19 protein-coding genes are annotated in these 21834 nt (G+C 40.0%); 3 read left to right on the forward strand and 16 right to left on the reverse strand.

Translation table 11 applies throughout. The annotated features are described in order from the left end of the window. Positions 1–32: 32 nt before the first annotated feature. A complete protein-coding gene (locus NH454_RS19465; RefSeq protein ID WP_253040008.1) occupies positions 33–977 on the forward strand; it encodes a LysR family transcriptional regulator in 945 nt (314 codons plus the stop codon). A 12-nt stretch (positions 978–989) separates the two neighbouring features. Here the strand turns inward: NH454_RS19465 and NH454_RS19470 are convergent, their stop codons facing one another. The 3 genes from NH454_RS19470 to NH454_RS19480 all read right to left on the reverse strand — a co-directional run bounded on the left by NH454_RS19470 (position 990) and on the right by NH454_RS19480 (position 4947). Then, on the reverse strand, positions 990–2033 hold the full coding sequence (locus NH454_RS19470; RefSeq protein WP_253040009.1) for a GGDEF domain-containing protein: 1044 nt from the start codon (positions 2031–2033) through the stop codon (positions 990–992). Positions 2034–2151: 118 nt separating this feature from the next. Then, positions 2152–3987, reverse strand: a complete 1836-nt coding sequence (locus tag NH454_RS19475) for a serine hydrolase domain-containing protein (protein WP_253040010.1) — start codon at positions 3985–3987, stop codon at positions 2152–2154. Between the two features lie 111 nt (positions 3988–4098). Then, positions 4099–4947 carry a DUF6279 family lipoprotein gene (locus NH454_RS19480; protein WP_253040011.1) on the reverse strand — a complete coding sequence of 283 codons (849 nt, stop codon included), beginning with the start codon at positions 4945–4947 and terminating at the stop codon, positions 4099–4101. A gap of 552 nt (positions 4948–5499) precedes the next feature. On the opposite strand from NH454_RS19480, the gene NH454_RS19485 reads away from it, so the two are divergent. After that, complete coding sequence (locus NH454_RS19485; RefSeq protein ID WP_135926527.1) at positions 5500–6222, forward strand: tetratricopeptide repeat protein; 723 nt, start codon at positions 5500–5502, stop codon at positions 6220–6222. Between the two features lie 71 nt (positions 6223–6293). Here NH454_RS19485 and NH454_RS19490 read toward each other — a convergent pair whose 3' ends face one another. The 13 genes from NH454_RS19490 to NH454_RS19550 all read right to left on the reverse strand — a co-directional run bounded on the left by NH454_RS19490 (position 6294) and on the right by NH454_RS19550 (position 20545). Beyond that, positions 6294–7706, reverse strand: a complete 1413-nt coding sequence (locus NH454_RS19490) for a coniferyl aldehyde dehydrogenase (protein WP_253040012.1) — start codon at positions 7704–7706, stop codon at positions 6294–6296. Positions 7707–7845: 139 nt separating this feature from the next. Beyond that, entirely contained in the window at positions 7846–9276 is a 1431-nt protein-coding gene (locus NH454_RS19495; RefSeq protein ID WP_235403882.1) for an SLC13 family permease, read from the reverse strand. A gap of 57 nt (positions 9277–9333) precedes the next feature. Beyond that, positions 9334–10293, reverse strand: a complete 960-nt coding sequence (locus NH454_RS19500) for a porin (protein ID WP_199526926.1) — start codon at positions 10291–10293, stop codon at positions 9334–9336. A gap of 213 nt (positions 10294–10506) precedes the next feature. Continuing rightward, positions 10507–11877: a sigma-54 dependent transcriptional regulator gene (locus NH454_RS19505; protein WP_253040013.1), complete on the reverse strand. Its 1371-nt coding sequence runs from the start codon at positions 11875–11877 to the stop codon at positions 10507–10509. Next, on the reverse strand, positions 11874–13613 hold the full coding sequence (locus NH454_RS19510; RefSeq protein ID WP_253040014.1) for an ATP-binding protein: 1740 nt from the start codon (positions 13611–13613) through the stop codon (positions 11874–11876). The genes NH454_RS19505 and NH454_RS19510 overlap by 4 nt, the downstream gene beginning before the upstream one ends. Positions 13614–13636: 23 nt before the next feature. Next, entirely contained in the window at positions 13637–15619 is a 1983-nt protein-coding gene (locus NH454_RS19515; protein ID WP_253040016.1) for a TonB-dependent receptor, read from the reverse strand. A gap of 174 nt (positions 15620–15793) precedes the next feature. After that, positions 15794–16063 carry a hypothetical protein gene (locus NH454_RS19520; RefSeq protein WP_135926521.1) on the reverse strand — a complete coding sequence of 90 codons (270 nt, stop codon included), beginning with the start codon at positions 16061–16063 and terminating at the stop codon, positions 15794–15796. Between the two features lie 148 nt (positions 16064–16211). Then, positions 16212–16463 (reverse strand): hypothetical protein, encoded by a 252-nt coding sequence (locus tag NH454_RS19525; RefSeq protein ID WP_055021979.1) that lies wholly within the window; start codon positions 16461–16463, stop codon positions 16212–16214. A gap of 41 nt (positions 16464–16504) precedes the next feature. Then, positions 16505–16909 (reverse strand): DUF1761 domain-containing protein, encoded by a 405-nt coding sequence (locus NH454_RS19530; protein ID WP_135926519.1) that lies wholly within the window; start codon positions 16907–16909, stop codon positions 16505–16507. A gap of 153 nt (positions 16910–17062) precedes the next feature. Beyond that, complete coding sequence (locus tag NH454_RS19535) at positions 17063–17596, reverse strand: response regulator (protein ID WP_253040018.1); 534 nt, start codon at positions 17594–17596, stop codon at positions 17063–17065. Continuing rightward, positions 17593–18804 carry an ATP-binding protein gene (locus NH454_RS19540; protein WP_235381867.1) on the reverse strand — a complete coding sequence of 404 codons (1212 nt, stop codon included), beginning with the start codon at positions 18802–18804 and terminating at the stop codon, positions 17593–17595. The genes NH454_RS19535 and NH454_RS19540 overlap by 4 nt, the downstream gene beginning before the upstream one ends. A gap of 17 nt (positions 18805–18821) precedes the next feature. Then, positions 18822–19226, reverse strand: a complete 405-nt coding sequence (locus NH454_RS19545) for a DUF4440 domain-containing protein (RefSeq protein WP_135926516.1) — start codon at positions 19224–19226, stop codon at positions 18822–18824. A gap of 8 nt (positions 19227–19234) precedes the next feature. After that, a complete protein-coding gene (locus tag NH454_RS19550; RefSeq protein ID WP_253040020.1) occupies positions 19235–20545 on the reverse strand; it encodes an amidohydrolase family protein in 1311 nt (436 codons plus the stop codon). A gap of 151 nt (positions 20546–20696) precedes the next feature. Here NH454_RS19550 and NH454_RS19555 point away from each other — a divergent pair, with 151 nt between their 5' ends. Next, a complete protein-coding gene (locus NH454_RS19555) occupies positions 20697–21770 on the forward strand; it encodes a ketoacyl-ACP synthase III (protein WP_135926514.1) in 1074 nt (357 codons plus the stop codon). Positions 21771–21834 lie beyond the last annotated feature (64 nt).

Genomic DNA, 21834 nt, shown 5'->3' on the forward strand with positions numbered 1-21834 from the left:
AGAATGGCACCAATAAAGTTTAAGGAACTGCTATGGATACCACCAGCCGCTTATTAATGTTACTTGAAGTGATTGAACGAGGCTCATTTGCTAAAGCCGCAGAGTCTAGAAATATAGACCGTTCAGTCATATCAAAACAAATTAGCCGTCTTGAAGATGAATTAGGGGTGCGTTTACTTAATCGAACTACGCGTTCCTTTTCGTTAACTGCCGCTGGCGCTGAAATGGTAAAAAAAGCAGCTGAACTTAGAGATTTGCTATCAGATACCGTAAGACTTGCAGAGAATTACCACCAAGAACCCCGAGGTACGTTAAAAATTACCTCATCAAGTATTATTGGCAAACGATATATTCAGCCAGTCATTAATGACTTTCAAAAACGCTTTCCGCAAGTTGAAGTGGAGCTTCGCTTAGACGACAGACTAATTGATTTAGTGTCAGAAGGTTATGATTTAGCTTTTCGCGTTGGCGAGCCAAAAGACTCATCATTCATTGCCCGAAAAATTGCCCGCAACCGTATGTTACTTTTAGCCTCACCTGAGTTTATCGAAACTTACGGTATGCCAAAGCATGTTGAAGATTTAAAAGAGTTGCCTGCTGCGAGCTATTCAAGCCCAAGTAAACGCATTAGTGGTATTCGCTATCGTAATGTCGATGGCGATATTATTGAGCAAAACATTAAAAGTGTCTTTCGTGCAAACGATGCTGAAGTACTTTTGATGAAAGCTATTTCAGGCAATGCTTATGTTCTTGCCCCGGCATTTATTCTTGATGATGAAGTAAAACGCGGCGATTTAGTGCCCATTTTAACCGATATGGAATTACTCGATTACAGCGCCGTGTACGCGGTTTACCCACACAGAGACTTACCAGTAAGAACACGTTTATTTTTTGATGCTATGCGCGAGTACATAGGCAAAGATATTCCAATATGGGAAGAGAACATTCCTGATTTTGACACTATGTACAAGGGTTAAGTCTATATAGCGCTAGCTCGCTTTATTACACCGGGTTAATTGTTGGTTTAACTCATAAGCCGTTACGACTCTATTTCGGCCTTGCTGTTTAGCTTGATAAAGTGCATCGTCAGCTCGTTTTATAAAGCTTTTTAGGGTTTGATTTGGTGTATAGCAAGCAACACCTATACTCACAGTAAGGTTGATCGCTTGCTCGTCAATATTGTGAATTGTCGATGCTAACTGCTCCCTTAATTCTTGTGCAAAATCTAATGCACCTTGAGGGTCGCTTTTTGGTAAAAAAATAGCAAACTCTTCACCACCAATACGAAACACATATCCTTTAGTAATCCTTTGTCTGAAAAACCTAGTCACCTCAATTAAAACGCGATCTCCCATTTCGTGGCCATAGTGATCATTAATTTTTTTAAAATAATCAAGGTCTAACATAAGGATAAACAAACCATGTTTATTTGTTTGTTCAATTTCAAAATAGTGTGTCATTGCTAAGCGATTACCAGCCCCCGTTAACGGGTCAAGTAAAGCTAAGTTTTCGAGCCGCTGTCCATACTCTGCACGACTGTTTTCAAAGGTATGAGACACCGCCCAAATACTGATGTAGGTGAAAGAAAAATTAAGTAAGAAATTAATAGTATTAAGGGGTTCTAAACTAGGTTTAGCTAATAGAATCGCGGCTTGAGTGACAGCGGCTATTAATGAAAGGTACAAACCAACTTGTTTACCTAACAGCAAGTAAAACAAAATAGGTAATGAACAGGTCCAAATAAACAACACGCTTTTTATGTTACTTAAATACGTGCCGAGCGTGATTAAAACCGTTAAAAAAATACATAATGTAACGGATTGCCAGCGATGACCATTGTGATTTCGTGTATAAAAGAAAATATAAAAACAGAACAGGGCGAAAATAACTTCAAGTGCCCCTAATAAAATCATGTTTGTAACAAGTAAATTAAAAACGGCAAAGATACTAGCAAGCACACCCAAGCAAAATCCCATCCATTTCAGAACGTTATTTCGTAAAGCCTGAGTACCTCTCAGTGCGCCGATATCCATTAGATTTCCTGCCGTAATTATAGTAAGCAGATTTTAACGTGATTCACCATAATTAGGAACATTTTATTACCAAACAGTGCATAACAATGCACTTTTTTACCTACAATTGTTAAACATTTTAGCTCCAAAGCAATAAGGGAAATACACCCCAAAGTGCTAAAATGAGTGACCATTGCAAAGCAGCTACCATTGCTAAACTATTTAACAAATTCATTTTACTCAACTTTTCATGAGCAAAAATACGCCATAACCCGTAAGTCATAGCAAACGGTAATATTGTCGTGGCTAATGCTAACAATGCACTGGCAAGTGTAAACTCACCAATATTTAAAAATGATTGAGTTAAAAATAAAGGCAGCGGTACAAAAAGAAATAACGTCGCCGTAAAAGGCAATAATAGAGGTGACGACAAGCGTAATTGCCCCTTAACCAAGCAAATAGCGCCATATACTAATATCCATAGTATGGCGATTACGCCGATGGCGAGGCTGAGCCACATCGGCAGTAACTTCCAAAGACTGGTTTGTTCATATGTTCGAAAACCATCACTGATCATATGTTGACCATTTTCAGAAATATACAGAGTGTGTGAAGGAAATCGCTTTGTTTCTTCACGAAACAAATTACCGCCTGTAGCTAGCAAGGTTTTTTGCTGAGACTGAAATGGTGACAGTGTTAGCGTTTCGCCATTTGAGCTCACTGTTGCAAAATGAAGTAGGCGATCAAAATAGGCAAATCTTTTCATTCTGTTTGGGGAAAGCGTGTAAAACCCTTGCCAATCATCAAGCGCTACTTGCGCTTTTGATGGAGCTATTGCATCGGCCTTATTTACACCAAGGTTGCTAATCAGCATGCTATCAAATTGTTTGTAATTTGCAGTTTCTACATCGGCATTAAAAGAGATAAAAAATGCTTTTTTTTGCTCAGGAAAAAAGCAAAAGTTAGTGCGGTAACCTAAAGTAGAGCCACTGTGGCATTTGCCAACCACATTATGTCGGTCACGTGTAGTGACCCCTAGCGCATAGCCGATATCAGTTAAATTATTTAAGGCAGCTTCTGTTTTAAAAGGCTTTCCCATGCTTGTTAATAGTGTCGGTTCAATAAATATGCGGTCATTAATCTTGCCATCGCCCATTAAAAACTGCGCAAACAAAGCCATATCATAAGCTGTCGTTGTGAACTGCCCTGCCGGTCTTAAAAACATTGGTAACGTGGCTTGGCTAACGCCATTTTCAAAATGGCCCATAGCAAGCGCAGGATCGCTAAACTGCCCGACTTGAGAAACAAAATTAAATGTACTCATGTGCATACCCAGCGGTTCAAGCAAGTGTTTATCTAAGTAAGATTCATAGCGCTCTTTAACAACGGCTTCAATCACCATAGCTAAAATTGCATAACCAAGATTAGAATAGGATAAGCGGCTTCCGGGGCGATTTCTAATACGCAACTGACTTTCAGTAAAGGTTTCTTTTAGAGCCGTATCAGGCTTTGCTTGTGTCGTTAATAATTGCCAAAGCCGAATGTCTTCAAGCCCTGACGTATGATCAAGTAAATGTCTAACCCGAACTGGTGTGTTCAAGGCCCAAGGATTTTGCAAGCCAATATCTGGTAATATTTCAGTAACCGGGATATCCAAGGAGAGTTTTTTATCTGTTACAAGATGCAACACCCCAGTAGCAATAAGTGTTTTAACGATAGAGCCTGTTTGCACCTTATTAGCTGTCGTCATAGGTTTTAAATTCGTAAAGTCTGCATAGCCTTTTGCACCTTGCGCAATTTTATTTGCACTCACTGTTGACCAAACAACGCCTATTAGAGATTCGTTATGCAAAGAGTGTTCAATTTGATTACTTAACTCTATTTCTGACCCAAACTTTTCGTTAGCCAAGGTTTCATGAGATACAAAAAATAATGCCGTTACAGCAATAACTAAAAATTTTACAAGGTGTTTCATGTTTTATTAAACCATTCCTTAGGCAACAAGAAGTTGACCTGCGGCGTATTTACTAACCGCAAGCTAGAAAGTTATTTATTAAAATTACGACTATGAGCGAGGCGTGATTATTTAGTCATTCATTAAATCTGTAACATCATCGATTAGATCATCAAGCTCTTCACGAACATTTCGACGCTGTTTGTCTGTAAGAGTTGGTTTTAAGGCAAGCAGTAAGGTTACGTAGTCATCTAGATTTTTATCGTCAGCTTTGATTAATTCATCACTCATAAAAGCCAAACGATTATTAATGATCACCGCTAACTGTTGATCAAAATCCGCAGGCTTAGTTTTTTGCATAAACAAAGATTTTAAAGCATCTAAGCGCTTTTGTTTGTACTGCATCCAAAGTAAAAATGTACTAATGCGAGTGTTAGATGCTGATTCGATCAGTGCTTTTTGTTCAGCTGATAACTTTGTGCCAAACCACTCATTATAGTTTTCAAGATTTTCATCTAGACGTTCTTGTTTGTGCTGCTCAGCAGATTTTTCTTGATGCTCTAAATATTCTTCATTAATTTTATCTTGTAGTGCCGCTACAAATTCAACTCGTTGTTCATAACTCAATGCGTTTGCTAAATCGATCAATTCTGGTTCTAGCTTATCAACTAGAGTTTGCCAATGTTGCTTTGCTTGGCTGAAATGCTGTTTTAATTGAGCGTGATTAACGTCAGTTTCTAACATTACTTTTAAACTTTCTAAGTCATGTTTATAAAGAGGTAGTTGAGTCTCTCGATGCCAATCACGGCTGGTTTTAACTATATGTTCAAACTTTTCAGCTTGCTCATTGTTTAAGTCAACATAATCATCAATCCAGAATCCTGACAGCCAACCTAAATTGTTATAAGTGAAGCTAGGAGAACAACCAGCAACTGCCAAAAGTAAACTCAATGTGACTAAACACTTTGCTATTTTTTTCATCATACTCAATTTATTAATCTAATTTTAATTAGTACCTTATTAAGTTAACACTGAGAATAAATAATCAGCAAGACCCTCTAAATGAAATTAATTATCATTTAAGTGTTGACGCCCACGTTAATCTAAGTAATAATCGTTATCAACAAGTTCAGGCAGGCTATTAATCTCACAACAATATCAATGCCTATAAGGCTTTGATGGTGTTTTTCTGGATTTGTTCAAGATTTAACACTTGATTGTTTGCGGCTTCCTCGACCCAAGCAGCGACATAAAACGTTACACTTTACTTGCTACATTGCTCATATCGGTGACGGTAGATATGACACTAAAAAGCCCATCATGGGCTTTTTTTATTTCTTTAATTTTTCTGTAAAATCTGTATCTTGTGTCTACTTTTTTAATTATGTACTTGCTATTGCCTTCAAATTGGGCATTTAATACTGTTGGGTCTAAACTAAAAATAATGTTTTGCCCTTTTGCGAGTTTGGCAATGCATTTATCAATATCTAAGTTTGTAGCTGTTGATAACTAACACACATTTGGAGGCAGACAATGATCAAGCCTAACTTGAAATCACTATTGCTTACTAGCGCATTAATCCTCTCACCTTTTGTACATGCTAGCCTAGAAGATGCTCAATTGGCGGCTAATGAAGGTCGCTTTGAAGAAGCATTAAAAGAATACAACTATTTAGCAGATCGGGGCTTTGCACCGGCAATGTATGAACTTGCTAAAATGTACGAAGGTGGTTTTGGTGTACAGCGTAACTACCAAAAAGCAGCTGAGCTTTATCAACAAGCCGTAAAAAAAGTTCACGCTGATTCGATGTTTGCACTTGGAGTTCTTTACCAAGAAGGCAAAGGTGTAAAACTCGACAAAGAAAAAGCTATTTCGCTGTTTGAGATGGCAGCTAAGAAGAATCACCCCGCAGCTCAATATAACCTAGGTGTTATGTATGCAAATGGTGAAGGTGTATTACAAGATTACCGCACTGCACTTAGCTGGTATCAAAAGGCGGCAGCGAATAATTTTACACTTGCCCAGTTTAATATGGCTCTGATGTACTATGAAGGCCTTGGCGTTCCAAAAAACCTAGAGAAATCTTATATTTGGAATACCATTGCTGAATACAACGGCAACATGGATGCAAGCCATAGCCGCAAGCTTGATGAACGCAGTATGTTACCTGCAGAAATTGAAGCCGCAAAAGAAAAAGCTGATGCAATTTACGCAAAAATTCAGGCAGGTTTATATGCCCCTGATGGCCGCTTATAAGCGTAACTACTTGCTTAATTCAGTGATAACCAGTTAGCTAAAAATGAGCTTTAAATGTTTTGTACTTGCGCCTAAGGGCGCAAGTACATCCATTTTAATATCTTAATAAGCCACTTATTCTGCTTTAATAACAAGTGTGTGCGTGGGTTGAATTTACCCGAAACCAAAGTATTGCGCGCATGACTGAAAGTTTTAAACCCTTCAATACCGTGGTAATTACCCATTCCAGACTCACCTATTCCGCCAAACGGTAATTGATCAGCTGTCACCTGCATAAGTAAATCATTAATTGCTAAAGTTCCACTGCGAATAGATTGACTGACTCTTTTGATTTGTTCTTTATTATGGCCAAAAATATACAGGGCTAAAGGTTGAGAGCGGTGATTGATGTAATCTATGACTTGCTGCTCTGTTTCGTAGGTCATAATTGGTAACAGAGGGCCAAAAATTTCATCCTTCATAACTTGCATATCGTCATTCACTTGTGTGATTAAATGCAAACCCATACGATGTTTTAAGTCATCATGTTGATCATCATCAAGTGGGCTAAACAGTTGCGCCCCCTTTTGCTCTGCATCGTGTAGGTATGACTTTAAACGTTGATACTGAGCATCTGATATTATTGAAGTTAAGTTTTTGCCCTCAACACCTTGCTTATAAACTTTTTTATACAGTTCACATAGCTGCAATACCAACTGGTGCTCAAGCTTTTTAGGTACAAATACATAGTCTGGGGCAACACATATTTGGCCTGCATTGTTGAGCTTTCCAAATAACAGTGTTTTTGCCGCCATCTTAATACTTACGTCATCGAGAATAACAACGGGTGATTTTCCGCCAAGCTCTAAAGTAACAGGTGTCAAATGCTTACTTGCTGCTTGCATGACTTTACGACCAACAGAAGTTGAACCTGTAAATAACAAATGAGCAAATGGGATATCACAAAAATTTGCGGCTACTTGGGCATCTCCCTCAACAACAACGCAGTGTTGTGCTAACTCATCAGTCATTATTGATTTGATTACCTGGTTAGTGTGGGGTGTAAACTCACTAACCTTTAACATTACCCGATTACCTGCTGCTAAGGCACTTATCACAGGTACTAAAGATAATTGAATAGGATAATTCCACGGTGCTATAACACCTACGACACCTTTTGGCTGGTACTGAATATGTGCATTTGAAGGCCATAAACTAATACCAACTGCACGCTTTTCGTTACGTGACCATTTAGGTAAACGTTTAATTATGTCGCTAATTGTTTTAACCGTCGGTAATAAATCACCAAGTACGGTATCAAAGGAAGTACGATAACCAAAATCTTTACTCGTTGCAGCGACCAATGCTTGTTCATTTTCAATAAGCCGAGTTTTAATTTGTTTTAACAGCTTAATACGACTGGCGATAGGTAAATAAGGCTGAGCTAAAAATGCCTCATCAAGTTGTTTAAATTGTATTTGCAAAGGTACATCTGTGTCAGTCAAAACGTCATCTCTTTCAAAGCGATTTTATCAACTATAACCAGCAATGCATGTATGGGCAACATTAGTCGTATCAAAAAAAACAGCGCTCACTAGGAGCGCTGTCGGTGGTTGGAAAATGGTTGAGAAGATAATTTAGTTATTAAAAACCAAATACTGCTCCTGCAATTGTCATTGTGACAAGAGTGATCATAACAATCGCAATAATATTCAGCGCAAAACCAGAACGGATCATATCGCGCATTTGAATTTGCCCAGAGCCAAAAACAATCGCATTAGGCGGTGTCGCAACTGGCATCATAAACGCACAACTACACGCAATCGCTGCCGGAATAACCCACACAAGCGGCGTACCAAATACAGATTCAGCTACCGGGCCTAATAGTGGTAAGAAACCTGCTGCTGTTGCTGTGTTACTAGTGATCTCAGTTAAGAAGGTAATTAAGGTAGCCACTGCTAGTACACTTAAAACCAATGGAATTGCACTTGCCCCTTCAATCATATGGGCAATGTATTCCGCAAGGCCTGATGATTTGATTTGTGCAGCCAGTGTTAAACCACCACCGAATAGAAGTAACACACCCCATGGCACTCTAGCTGCGCTTTCCCAGTCAAGAATACGCTCACCATCACCTTTGTTCGCTGGTAACACAAATAATAATAAGGCTGCTGCGATTGCTATACCGGTGTCAGAAATTTTTAAGCCAGAAAGATCAGCCAGTAACGGTCTGAAGATCCAACAAACAGCTGCCAAAACAAATACTATTGCTACACCTTTTTCTGCACGCTGCATAGCACCGAGCTCTTGTAACTGTGATAAAAATAGCGATTTAGTATCTTTACTCGCTGCTTTTGCACATTGTGTATCTACTTTATAAGCAAATTTAGTTAACCAAACCCAGCATAAAATAAGCATAACAGTCGCAAGTGGTACACCTACTTTCATCCATTCGGCAAAGCCAATATCAATCTTATAGCTATCTGATAAATACGCAGCCATAAGTGCATTTGGTGGCGTACCAATTAGCGTTGCAATACCACCGATACTTGCGCCATAAGCGATTGATAATAACAATGCTTTACCAAATTGGTCATTGTCAGGGTTAGACTGTTTAACCAACATAGTAATCGACATAGCAATAGGTAGCATCATTACTGCTGTTGCAGTATTTGACATCCACATTGATAAGAATGCTGTTACTAACATCATGGCTAAAATTTGCAGGCTAGGTTTAGTTCCGGCACGAAGCATAGTGTTAAGTGCAATACGCTTGTGTAAACCCCAACGCTCCATCGCGATTGAGATCAAAAAGCCGCCTAAGAATAAAAAGATCAAAGGGTGTGCATACGGTGACGCGACCCCTTTGATTGCTGCAATATCAGCAAGAGGTGATATTACAAGTGGCAATAATGATGTCGCAGGAATTGGCACAACTTCACTGACCCACCAAGAAGCCATCCAAAATGCAAGGCCTGCGGTACGAAGTGCAGCTACACTCATACCTGCTGGAGGCTCAATAATACAGGTTAATAACATCACTAATGGGCCCAGAAGTAACATTACTGTGCTCATTAATGGGCGTGGCTGTGAGCCATCTTTTGTTTGATTTACTAATGACATACCGACTCCTTAGAACTTGTATTTAAGGCCAATTGCAACGCTGTTGTCTGATTCAAGTTCTAAATCTAAATCAGTATAGAATAAGTATGCTGTGGTTTGTTTATCAAAATTATAGTCAACACCCGCTGTCCATTGTTTACCTTCTTCAGCATGGCGAATTTTTGAGTCATCTTTAACGTATTGCAGTTTAGGTACCCATTTATCAATTGCATAGCTGGCACTGAGTGCATAGCCATTGCCTTCTTTCGTGCCATCTGTTGACTCGCTGCGCTGGAACAAACCCGCAAGCTGGAGGTTTTCAAGTTTCCATGCTGCAACCACACGGCTTGCCGTCAATTTGTTAAGTGCATCGACATGGCTAATAGCAACATAGTAGTCTTTTGATTTTAATGCACGGTCACCATAAATAACCGTTGCCGCAAAACCATCTTCATCGTTGCTACTGTCATCTTTTGGTGCATAAGTCAGCGCAAGTGATGCGCCACCGTATGTTTTTGAGCTATAGGTAATGGTATCGCCGATACGGTCTTGACCTGGGATCAGCTGAGCGATATCTGCTTGTGTTTCGTTAAAGCCGTCTAGTTTACCTTCAGAGTATTTAAAACGAGTGTCGTTACGACCCACAACGACCTCACCAAAATCTCCAGCAAGCCCTAAATAAGTATTACGCGCTGAAAATGGCTCGTTTGTGTCATCGTGCTCAAAGCCTTTTACTTGTACTTCATATTTAAATACCGCTTTAAGCGATTCTGTTAGTTTGTGGCTGCCTTTAATACCAATTCGCGAAAAAGGTGCCTCAATTTGTGTACCTTCGTCAGCATAGCGCATAACGCCGGTATCTGTGTTTGCTATTTGAACTTCTGCTTTACCGTATACAGCGTACTCTGCTGCCATTGCTGAGCCTGTTGTGCTCGCTAAAATTACAGCCGCTGCTACGCGTGTTTTTGTATGAGTGAATATTGTTGTCATTATGCGCCCCTTATTAGGTTCAAATTGTTGTTCCTAACAAGTAAGGCAAGTTAGTTGCCAACTTAGTTGTTTTTATAAAAACTAGTAAATAACAATAAGTTAGATTTATTTATCTATCTAAGACTGGCTTTTATGGGTGGATATCCACACATTTTTAAAAACATGCTGTCACCAGTTCCACCCATTGTGAAGAGTGTAATCTGAGAGGGTTGTTTAGTCTTTGAACATTTCGCGATTAATACCGTATTTGGTCATCTTGTCGTAGAGAGTTTTACGCGCAATTTGTAAGGTGACCATGGTGTCTTTGATGCTACCGTTGTTACGCTCAAGGGCTTCTTCGATGAGTGATTGTTCATAAAAGCTAATTTTTTCGGCTAAGCTTAAGTCCTGAGCAAGTTCGTTCTCATTGTTTGATTCGCTGTATGAGGCAAAGGCTAGATCAGAGCCCAGCAATACAGCACGCTCGGCTTGATTTCTAAGCTCTCGCACATTGCCAGGCCAATCATAAGCAAGTAGTCGTTGTTTTGCCTCACTACTCAACGGTGCCGGTGGTTTATGAAAACGTGTAGCCGCTATTGAGCTAAAATGTTTAAAAAGTAATGGAATATCGGCTTTTCTGTCGCGCAATGCCGGAATACTCACTTTTACTAAATTTAGGCGGTAATAGAGATCGGCTCTAAACTCCCCTGCTTCGACCAGTGTCATTAAGTCTACTTTTGTGGCCGCAACTATGCGCACGTCTAAATCAATGGCGTGGTTATCACCTACAGGCGTTACTTTTCGCTCTTCAAGCACCCTCAATAACTTGACTTGTAAGCTTGCAGGTGTTGACTCTATTTCATCTAAAAACACAGTGCCGCCTTTAGCAAATTCAAACTTACCTTGGCGAGATTGCGTTGCACCAGTGTACGCGCCACTGGCTGCACCAAAAAGTTCACTCTCAATGAGTTGCTCAGGGATAGCGCTGCAGTTTATGGCAACAAAATTAGCCCCAGAACGATTACTTTGATCATGCAGGTAACGGGCAACTAACTCTTTACCTGTGCCTGTTTCACCTTCTATTAAAACATCGGCGGGAGTGTCGATTACCGCATTGAGTAAATGCATCATTTGTTGCATTTGCTCTGTTTCACCTAAAATACGCACACCGGGCGCAGAGGTTTTCTCTACTGCTATTTTTAACGCGCGGTTTTCCATCACTAGAGCACGCTTTTCTGAAGCGCGAGCGATACAATCTAACAACTGCTCTGTTAGTGGCTTTTCAAATAAATCATAAGCGCCAAGCTGCATAGCTTTCACGGCAACAGATACATCAGCAAAGCCGGTAAGAAAAATAACCGGTAACTCGCTATCGAAGGCTTTAACTTGTTCTAAAAATGCCAAGCCATCCATTTTTGGCATGTTTATGTCGCTTAATACAATTCCCTCAAAACGACGACTCAATTTTGAAAGCGCCGCGGTTGGTTCACTAAAACACTGAACTTGATAACCTTCAATCTCAAGGAGTTGCTTTAATGAATCGCGGATCACCGCTTCGTCATCAATAACGATTACCTGATTACAGGTCGCTGCAACTACACTCATGATGGTTCCTTATTTGTTTGTAAGGTTATTATAAATTGTGCGCCGCCTTCAGGGCGGTTGTGCGCAGATAATCGACCGTTAAATGAGTCGATAATTTGCCGTGAAATCGATAAGCCCAAACCCAAGCCATTGCTGGTTTTAGTACTGTAAAATGGCTCAAAGATGTTACCTAACGCGTGTTGATCAATACCCGGGCCCGTATCAAGAATAGAGAGTTTTACGCGGTCATCGAAAAGTTCGAGCTCAAAACTCAATTCGCGATTTTCAGATTCACTCATTGCTTGGCTGGCATTAGTGATCACATTTACCAATACTTGTTCAAACTTAACGCTGTCAACCCACACGGTTATGTGTGCGTCAATATCAGCAGCTTTCACTTCGATATCGTCTTGTTTTAATTGTGCACTGGCAATCATTAAGGCATTTTTTAACATACTTGCGAGGCTTTGCTGCCTAAGTTGAGTTTGCGCCGGTTTACTAAAATGTTTAAGTTGCGCGACAATCTTATGGACACGCTCTATGAGTGACTGCACTAGCACTAAATTTTCACTGGCTTGCTCAATATTGCCTTTGATAAGTAACCGTTTTGCACTCACTAAATAAGTATTCATAGCACTTAAAGGCTGATTGATTTCATGATTAATGCCTGCACTTAATTGACCTATCGTTGCAAGTTTGGCTGTTTGGATCAGCGCTTTTTGGGCTTTTTCGAGCGCTTGAGTTCGCTCGATCACTTCTTGCTCAAGGCTGTGCCTTGAAAACAGAAGCTTTTTATAGCCAGCAAAACGCACCATAGCCATATGAATTAATACCACTGCAATGGCATAAAACACACAAAACCAGAGGAGCCTTGGGATTTGCGCAAGCTCAACATTCGTCACATCCACCAGCACATTAGCTTTAGCATTTATAATATCTATTGTTTCTGTCGCACTGATAAAGCGCGCTTCTTTGCCATCAAGTTGAATACTTTGCTGAGCGGTTTTTTCACTTAATGGCTTGTTGGTGTACATGAGCAAACTTGGTTTATGTGATAAGTATCGGCGTGACTTAACTAAAGCGGCCATTTGTTCATCACTTAGTGTATTAAGTGACTTTAAACGCCAATCGGCGACATCCGACATCACAATCACGCTATCTTCTAGCGCGATATAAAAATGGGTGCTGTCAGATGCATTAAGAAGCTGGCGGTCTTGTTCAAACTTTTTAGCATTCACTTTTAACGTGACAACGGCAATCACTTTGCCCTTCTCTATAACGGGCTCTGAAAAGTAAATGCCCCGCTCACTTGAGCGCATACCTAAAGCAAAATAAGCAACTTTTTCACCTTGCTTGGCTAAATAAAAATATGGCCGAAATGCAAAATTACTGCCCAAAAAGGTGTAATCAACTTGCCAGTTACTACTTGCCACGACCGAGCCTGTTAAATCCATTAAATAAACATCAGATGCACCACTGGCTCGTTGAATATCTTCGAGGTAATAGTTAACAGCCTGTTCGCCAGTACCTTTATTAACCAAAAATGATTTAACCAAATCATTGGCGCTAACTAAGGTAGGAATAGTTTTAAATCGGGCTAACTCGCTTGAAAAATAATGACTTAACTGAGTAGCTTGAACACGACTTTGTTGCTCTGCTTGTTGATAATCGTGAGCGCGTCCAAGGTAAAAAACTAACACAAGCAACAATAAAAGCATTGCACCTGCAATAACTAACTTTTTACTTAATAACGACATTCAAACCTTTGAGATAAGCGCAACTAGAAATTGAACTGGTAGTGTAACGATAAATCTTCAGTTGTACCAGCAACTGCGCCATTGTCCATGCGTGGATCAAACACATTATATTGTTTGCCTAACAGGTTTTCTGCCTTAAGCATTAGCTGGCTTTTGGCATTTAGCTGCCACTTTAAGCTACCGCCTAGCAAGGTATAAGCTGACTGTTTAAAATAGGCACCACTCACCGAGCTCACCTCAACTTTGTCTCGCCACAATACATTTAAACTTAGTTGCCAACTGTCAGATAAGTTATAACTAGTTACTAAACTTGCAAACCGCTTGAAACTTGCATTAATTGGGTCTTCAAAGTATTGAGTATAGGTGCCTGTTACAGAGAACTCTTTATTTGATTGCCAAGTACCATCAAGTTCAATACCGCTGTTTTGGCTATTAAAGGAGTTTGCAAAGGTAAATAAGGCATCATTAGATTGTGTAGGTTCAATGTTTATAAAGTCGTTTAATTCATTATAAAAAAGCACTGCATTAGCTTGTAACTCAGATGTTTGAAAATGCCAAACCAGCTCAGTGGTTTTTACTGACTCAGAGCGAAGTGCCGGGTTGCCTACTGTGACATCATCATTTGAAAAAAGCTCGTTAGTAACAGGTGTTCTGAATGACTCGCCATATTGTAACTTAACGGTATGCTCTGGGTTTATGACATATACACCAGCAAGACGAGGCGAAAGTTTGCTGTCGATGTTGTTCACATCGTCATAACGTGCTCCAACATATAAAGTAAATGCTTTTGTGTAAGGGATTTTTAGTTGCCCATACGCACTATATGTTTCAAAGGTGTATTTGAGGGCCGCAAACTCAGGAAAATCCATAACAGTAACAATACCTTGCTGATAATAGCTAGGATCTATAATTATCAGACCTGATTGGTCGTCGTAATAACTGGTGAGAACTCCAGCTTCAACTTGTTTAGCCTCTGAGTACTCTACTCCTGCAGCAAGCTGCCATTGATTATTAAATTGATAACTCAACTCAGTTTCAAACTTACTATCTGTAGTTTGCCAAGCTGGGCCAACTAAAAAGTCAGGCATATCATCAAATGCAACGATTAAACCTGCGCTAGAAATATTATGCTCAGTGTATAAATAACTTGAGTCAAGCTTTAGCTTATCGTTATTAACCCAGTTATATTTAATGCCAACAAAGGTGTTATCACTAGTATGTTGGTTTTGCTTTGAGTAGCCTGCAAGGTTTAAAAACTCATCGAGTTCTGTTTTGTTGTAACGAGCACTTAGTTTGAGCTTTTTGTAATCGACACCCGCTTCGAGATAAATTGCTTCAAGTGGATCTTTAACCCCTTGCGGGTAGCTTTCACCGTCTTTTTGATCATAAGAAAATGTCGCATACACAGCGGTACTGTCATTAACAGTGCGGTTAAACTGCCCTGTTGCCCCATAGCGACCATTATTGCCAACCACGAGTTGCATAGCATTTCGCTCTTTAGAGGTAACAATATTCATCACCCCTAAAAACGCATTACTACCATAAATCGCTGAGCCTGGACCGCGGATGAACTCTATTTTTTCGATGACTTCAATAGGAATATAAGGCATGTAAACAGAGGCTTTGCCAAATGATGACTCATTAACTCGCTCACCATTGATCATCACTAATACATTACCGCTATCAAGATAAACGCCTCGTGCATGGTCTTTAGGCACGGCGCCAACCCAGTCTCCACGCGTTGATTGCATACCTGGTACGAAGTTCATTATCTCATACGCATTATCGATACCAAGTGCTTGAATTTGCTTGCGGTTAAACACCGTCATAGTAGAAGGAACTGACGACAAGGTCTCAGTAGTTTTAGTTGCCAGATCAACATGTACCTCAAGCAAGTCCTCAAAACTTAAAGAAAATAAGTCTTGTTCTTCAGCTGAATGAGCAACCGAAGAGATGGTTGAAGCAACTACAATTGAAAAAAGTGCTGAACATCTTAATAGCTTCACGCTGCGAGATACCTGTACTAATAGCCCATGCTGCAAAAGCAACACACTGTTTACACTATTAATACAAAAGATTGGCAAGCTTGCAATGTTTTTATAATTTTAGTTGAAGAGTTCTCGGAAGTAGATACAAAAAACCCATTTTAAACTAAAAATGGGTTTTAATATGAAGCTTAATTAAGCTGTTTCAATATTACCTGTACGCTTTGCTTTGATGTACTTATATAAACCAATAAGTGACGCTGCTATCCAGAAAATTTCGATAACAAAACTAGCAAGGTTAAAGTTATAACAAAGACTAATCAGCAACAGAATTGCCCCTGTTAAGTTCATCATGTTATACACAAGGCCGGTTGGCGATGCTTTATTCAGTTGTAATAAAAAGAAAGCACCAACCACTAAGAATGTGCCTGTCATGCCAATAATATCAAATAAAAGTGCTATCACGTGCGTGAATCCATTTTGTTCATGTGTTTATACCCATACAACTGGCCCAATCCATGGGGAGGGTTGTTTTCATTCATTGAAACAGCAAACCGGTCAATAGTATCAGAGCATGAGGAATAAACGAGGATAAATGTCCGTATTTTAAAACCTATTTATGCGTCACCTTACCACCGATGATTTTTAGAGCAGGTGCGCCACGGATCATGGTCTCGCGGGCAAATTGACGTTGGCAGTCAGGGCAAATACCTGTTTCATTGGTAAAGTCTTGGCTAATACGCTCAACAAAGCATTTAACCAAGGCCCCTTTTCCACCTTTGCGGTATTTAAATAATTGGCTTTTACATTGTGAGCAAAAAATATCGACTGTTTTAGTTGGGCCTTTTTTATTTGGTTTAGCCATTAACTACCCGATTTTACTTCTAAAACGCTGATCCTACCATGTTAAGACCACAGTCCCAAAACAAGGCCAATAAGCGAAAACTGTAATATAGAGTAACTTGCATTCACCAAAAAAAGCTTTAATGGACGCTGCTCAAAAATATAACCAATCCCCAAGGCACAGCTAACCCAACATAAACCAATAATAAAGCCAGTACCCACTGCCACTCCTACATTGACGTGCGAGCCAATGAATAAGGATAAACTAAAGGCGATTATGCAGCATAAAATAAAACTACCACCAAAGACTTTAATTGGATTGATACTTTGTAAATCAAGCTCTGTTAAACCACAGCTTTCCATCCAAATTCGCTTAAATAGCCAAGGTGAGTACCACAGCGCGCCTAAAAGAAATGAGGCAAGGCCAGCAAAAAAAATAGCAAAAAAATTAAGTTCTGAAAAATGCATATTGCAAACTCATACAACGAACAGTACTAATTTGACTGTAGTTAAGGATCTGCGATGCAGCAAACCAAAAAGGCTTAGATTTATACCTGTCTACATCAAAATAATACTTTAGGATGTCACTTAACACGCGTTCCCACCAAGGAAACAGCTTGTTTATTGTTGAACTGGTTTTTTTTGTAATTTGCGCTGCAAAGTTCGCCTGTGCATATTGAGTTGTCGTGCTGTTTCGGAAATATTGCCATTATTACTATGGAGTACATGTTGAATATGCTCCCATTCTAATCGCTCTGGCGACATAACTTGGCTCGGCTTTGTATCTTCTAATGATGGGTTTGCTTCAGCGTCACCCAATATTGTTTTGAATAATGAATTAAAATCAACAGGTTTTGGTAGGTAGTCGTCAGCACCTAAACGAATTGCTTCAACAGCACTAGCAATACTTGCAAAACCGGTTAATAGCACAATGCGAGCAGTTGGAAACTGTGTTCTTATCGGTTTAATTAAGGTTAAGCCATTGTCGTCACCGAGTTTTAGATCAACCAAATAGTGGCTCGCATCAACATCGTTTAGTTTTTGCATTGCTTGCTCTTTATTATGGGCAAGCTCACATGCAAAGCCATGTTTTGTAAAACGCCTTGCCAGTGTGGTGGCAAGGTTTACATCATCTTCGATTATTAACAGTTTCATACGATCTTAAGACTTACGGTGGCAATTGCACCCAGCTGTTGGTGATTACATAGCGTTAATGAACCATCTAAACGCTCTAAAGTTACATTTGATAGCAGTACTGCCATACCCATACCGCTTTTGCTAGGCATTAACTGCCCTCCTAGTGCGGACATTTGTTGCTCACTAAAACCTGGCCCAAAATCTCTTAAAGAAAGCGACAGTTGTTGGTTATCTATTTGCCAGTTAGCTTCTATGGTATTTTGTTGGTTTTTTATATTCGCTAAAACTGCATTTTGTAACAAGTTCAAAATTGCTGGTAATAACATAGCATCACTCAAAATGGAGCACTGTGGCGCATCATTGAGCCACTGTAAGCTTTGCTCAGGAAAATGCAATGTCATGGCATCTTCAATTGTATGCTGTAATGTTTGAGCGCTGATCACCTTTTGTGTTTCACCGGTTCTTAAGGCATTTGATAGTGCCCTAAAATGTTCAAGTTGCTGTTTACACTGTGCCAATGGCTTAGCCATTTCTTGCACAATGGGATCATCAGCTTGTTGTTCTTGCAACTCTTCAAATAAAAGCTGCAAATTTGCAAGAGGTGTTGCTAATTGATGCGTAACTTGCGCGGCAGCACCATCGAGTGTTAATAGCTGCTCATGCCTAAGTTGCTGTTCACGGGCCTTTGCAATAGTAGCTTCTCTGGCCCTTAACGTGCTATTTAATGTGCCAATAACAAATGCGATAACAATGGCGCTGATAACAAAATTAATCCACATGCCAATAAAATGATGAGTCATTTGCATTTGGTGCATGGTGTGTTCAGGCATCTTTATCAATAAAAAGCTATAAGCTGCAATTGCCAGCACAGCGGTATAGGCAAGTCCTTTGGCATTAACAGATACCGCAGCTATCATAATTGGTAACAACAATAACGACACAAACGCGTTAGTTGCTCCACCACTCAATGACAAAAGTATCGTCAAAAACAATAAATCAGCAGTTAACTGCATTAATACAGCAGAAGGTTTCGCTTTTGTTACTTTTCGATAAGCAAATATGCTCAACAGCTGAAAAATAGCTTCAATTAGAATAACGGATAGTAAAGGCAGTAAGGCAATTTGATGTTCAAATAAGAAGTACACAACCATTACAGCAATAAATTGCACTGCAATTGCGGCACTTCTTAACACCAGTAAGCGGCTAAGAGCCGGATCAGTTTGCATAGCAGAGGTGTTAATGATTATTCATCATCCATAGAAATTGTAAAAACAGCACATGGCGTGCCTTGATGAAACACCATTTGCCATTGTTTACCGTTAAAACGCCACAATGACATACGAATTGAATAGTTAAATTCTGAGCGAGCAGAACGTCTAAAGGCCGCCTGATAGCTCAATTGCGCTATGTTATCGCTTAGCATACGGCCTTTAAAATGTTGATTGTAAAACTGCGGTACCACCTCAGTCGGCAAACGGGTTAATACTTGGAACTTATTAAAAGACGTGCCATCTGCTGCAATTTCGATGAAGTCATCATCTAGCAAAGCATCAAGTGCTTCTGCAGATTGTCTTACCTCAGGCTCTAACAGCTGCCTTTCGGCATCAATCAAATGATTAAATAAAGTTTCTTTAATTTTGCCGCCCATAGTAACCCTTACTGTTTGAGCACTTTACCGCCCTTCATAACAAAGTTAACTTGTCTAAGTTCACTAATGTTATCAAGCACATTCATATTAACGCTGATAATATCTGCTTGTTTACCAACACTCAAGTCACCTAGGTTATCACTTTGGCCTAATAGTTTAGCAGCTTCAACAGTTGCGGACTTAATTGCCTCTTTAGGTGTCATACCGTATTTAACCAGTAATTCAAATTCTTTGGCATTATCACCATGCTTAGACACCCCCGAATCAGTACCAAAAGCAATTTTCACGTTATTTTTAAGCGCTAACTTAAACGATGCTTCCATCTTAGGCGCTACAACTTCGACTTTATCAGCAATTGCTTTTGGCATATTTGGGTTATTCTGCACTTCTTCTTTTACTGTAGCACCAGCAAGTAAAGTTGGGACTAAATAAGCATCTTGCTTTTTAAATAATTTAACGGTTTCTTTATCTAAAAATGAACCATGTTCTATTGAATCAACCCCTGCTCTGAGTGCCGCTTTTATACCTTCTGTGCCATGAGCATGGGCCGTTACCTTGCGACCTAAATGATGAGCGGTGTTAACAATGGCACTGAGCTCTTCATCAGTAAATTGTTGATTCACACCCGCAGCAGTATTACTTAACACACCACCTGTCGCGGTAATTTTAATCACATCGGCACCACTTTTGATAACATCGCGTACCGCACGAGTACAATCATCAGCACCATCACACACACCCAAGCCACCGCCTTGTGTTGCTTTGGTAATATCACGACGATAGCCATGCATGTCACCGTGTCCACCGGTCGGTGTGATCATGTCTCCTGCAGCAAAAATACGCGGGCCAACAATGTCGCCACGTTCAACAGCTCGTCTTAATGGGAAGATAACTTGATAGCTGCTACCAAGGTCGCGCACAGAAGTAAAACCGGCATCGACTGTGTGCTGTAAATATTTTAGAGAACGAAGTGCATAATCTGCTTCGTATTCAGTTGCCCATTGGTGTGGGTTACGCTTTGCATCACGCTCAAAGGTAACATGAACGTGCATATCAATCAGGCCTGGTAAAACCATCTGATTTTTTAAATCAATAACATCTGCATTACTAAGGTTTAACTGCTGTTTTGTTAAATAGCCTGCTTTAATTGCAGTAATTTTGTTATCGTCAATAACCAGTGTTTGCTGCTCTTTGGCATCTTGCTCAGTGCCTACCAGCATTTTTCCAGCGTGAATAATGGTGGTTTGTGCATTAACCGTAAACGAAGATAATAAGGACAGTACCGATAATGTGCTTATTTTTAAGTTTATTTTTTTCATAATCGCCTCTTTTTTATACTAGGTTTAACTTAAATATCGAACAAATGCCATTATTTGCGACGCAGTAAAGCGTTAAGCTAGTGTTGAGAGGTGATTTTTGGTATAACTTTGAAAAATTTTAACAAGTCTGACCACATAAAGAGAACACATTATGTCTTATGCCCAAATTACTGGCTGGGGTAAATGTATACCACCCGCTAGCATTAGCAACGATGAAATAAGTAACATTGTTGATACCAACGATGAATGGATCACTACACGTACAGGCATTAAATCTCGCCGTGTCAGCCATGTTTCTACTGCTGAACTTGCTACTGTTGCTGCAAAACATGCTCTAGCTTGTGCTGGCGTTGACGGCAAAGACATAGACTTAGTGTTATTAGCAACCTGTACACCATCAACTATGGTGGCAAATACTGCTTCATTAGTGCAAAAAAACATTGGCGCTGTTGGCGCTGCAGCAATGGATACTAACGCTGCATGTTCAGGCTTTTTATACGCTTTACAAGCTGCCACAGCACAAATTCGTGCCGGTATGATTAAAAAGGCCGTGGTTATTGCTGCTGAGCGCATGACTTGGTATGTCAACTGGTCACGTCGAGACAGTGCTGTACTGTTTGGTGATGGTGCGGGTGCCGTTGTGTTAGAAGCCTCAGATACGCCATCAGGCTTACTTGCGACTAAAACAGGCTGTGATAGTGAAGACCGCGATATCCTGCATATTGAGAACTTTGGTAGCGATTTAAATAAATATGAGCCAATTGGTCCATCAAATTTATTATTTGAAGGTCGTGAGATATTTAAGCGTGCAGTTAAAGGCATGAGTGAAGCCTGTGATGACGTGCTAAACCAAGCGCAATTGCAACTTGATGATATTGATGTATTAGTTCCTCACCAAGCTAATTTACGTATCATCCAAGCCATTCAGCAACGCTTAAAAGTAGCTGACGACAAAGTCATGGTGAACATTGCCGATTACGGTAATACCTCTGCAGCGACAATTGCAATTGCAATTTGTGAAGCTGTTGAGCAAGGCCTCATCAAGCCTAACTCAAACATTATGTCAGCAGCCTTTGGTGCTGGTTTAACTTGGGCTGCAAGTTATATTAAATGGGGCGAACGCGTTACACCAATTGCGGTATCTGATGCTGCTCTACCTGAGTGTGATAAAACAGGTCTTGAACTTGTTGCGCCAGCTGTTGCAGCATGTAAAGCGGCAGAGTAATACCCTACACTCATTAATAGAAAAGCGCGGCTTAGTCCGCGTTTTTTTATGAGCATAAAAGGAT

This window comes from Pseudoalteromonas sp. Ps84H-4 (assembly GCF_024124645.1).
GTDB classification, from domain to species: domain Bacteria; phylum Pseudomonadota; class Gammaproteobacteria; order Enterobacterales; family Alteromonadaceae; genus Pseudoalteromonas; species Pseudoalteromonas lipolytica_C.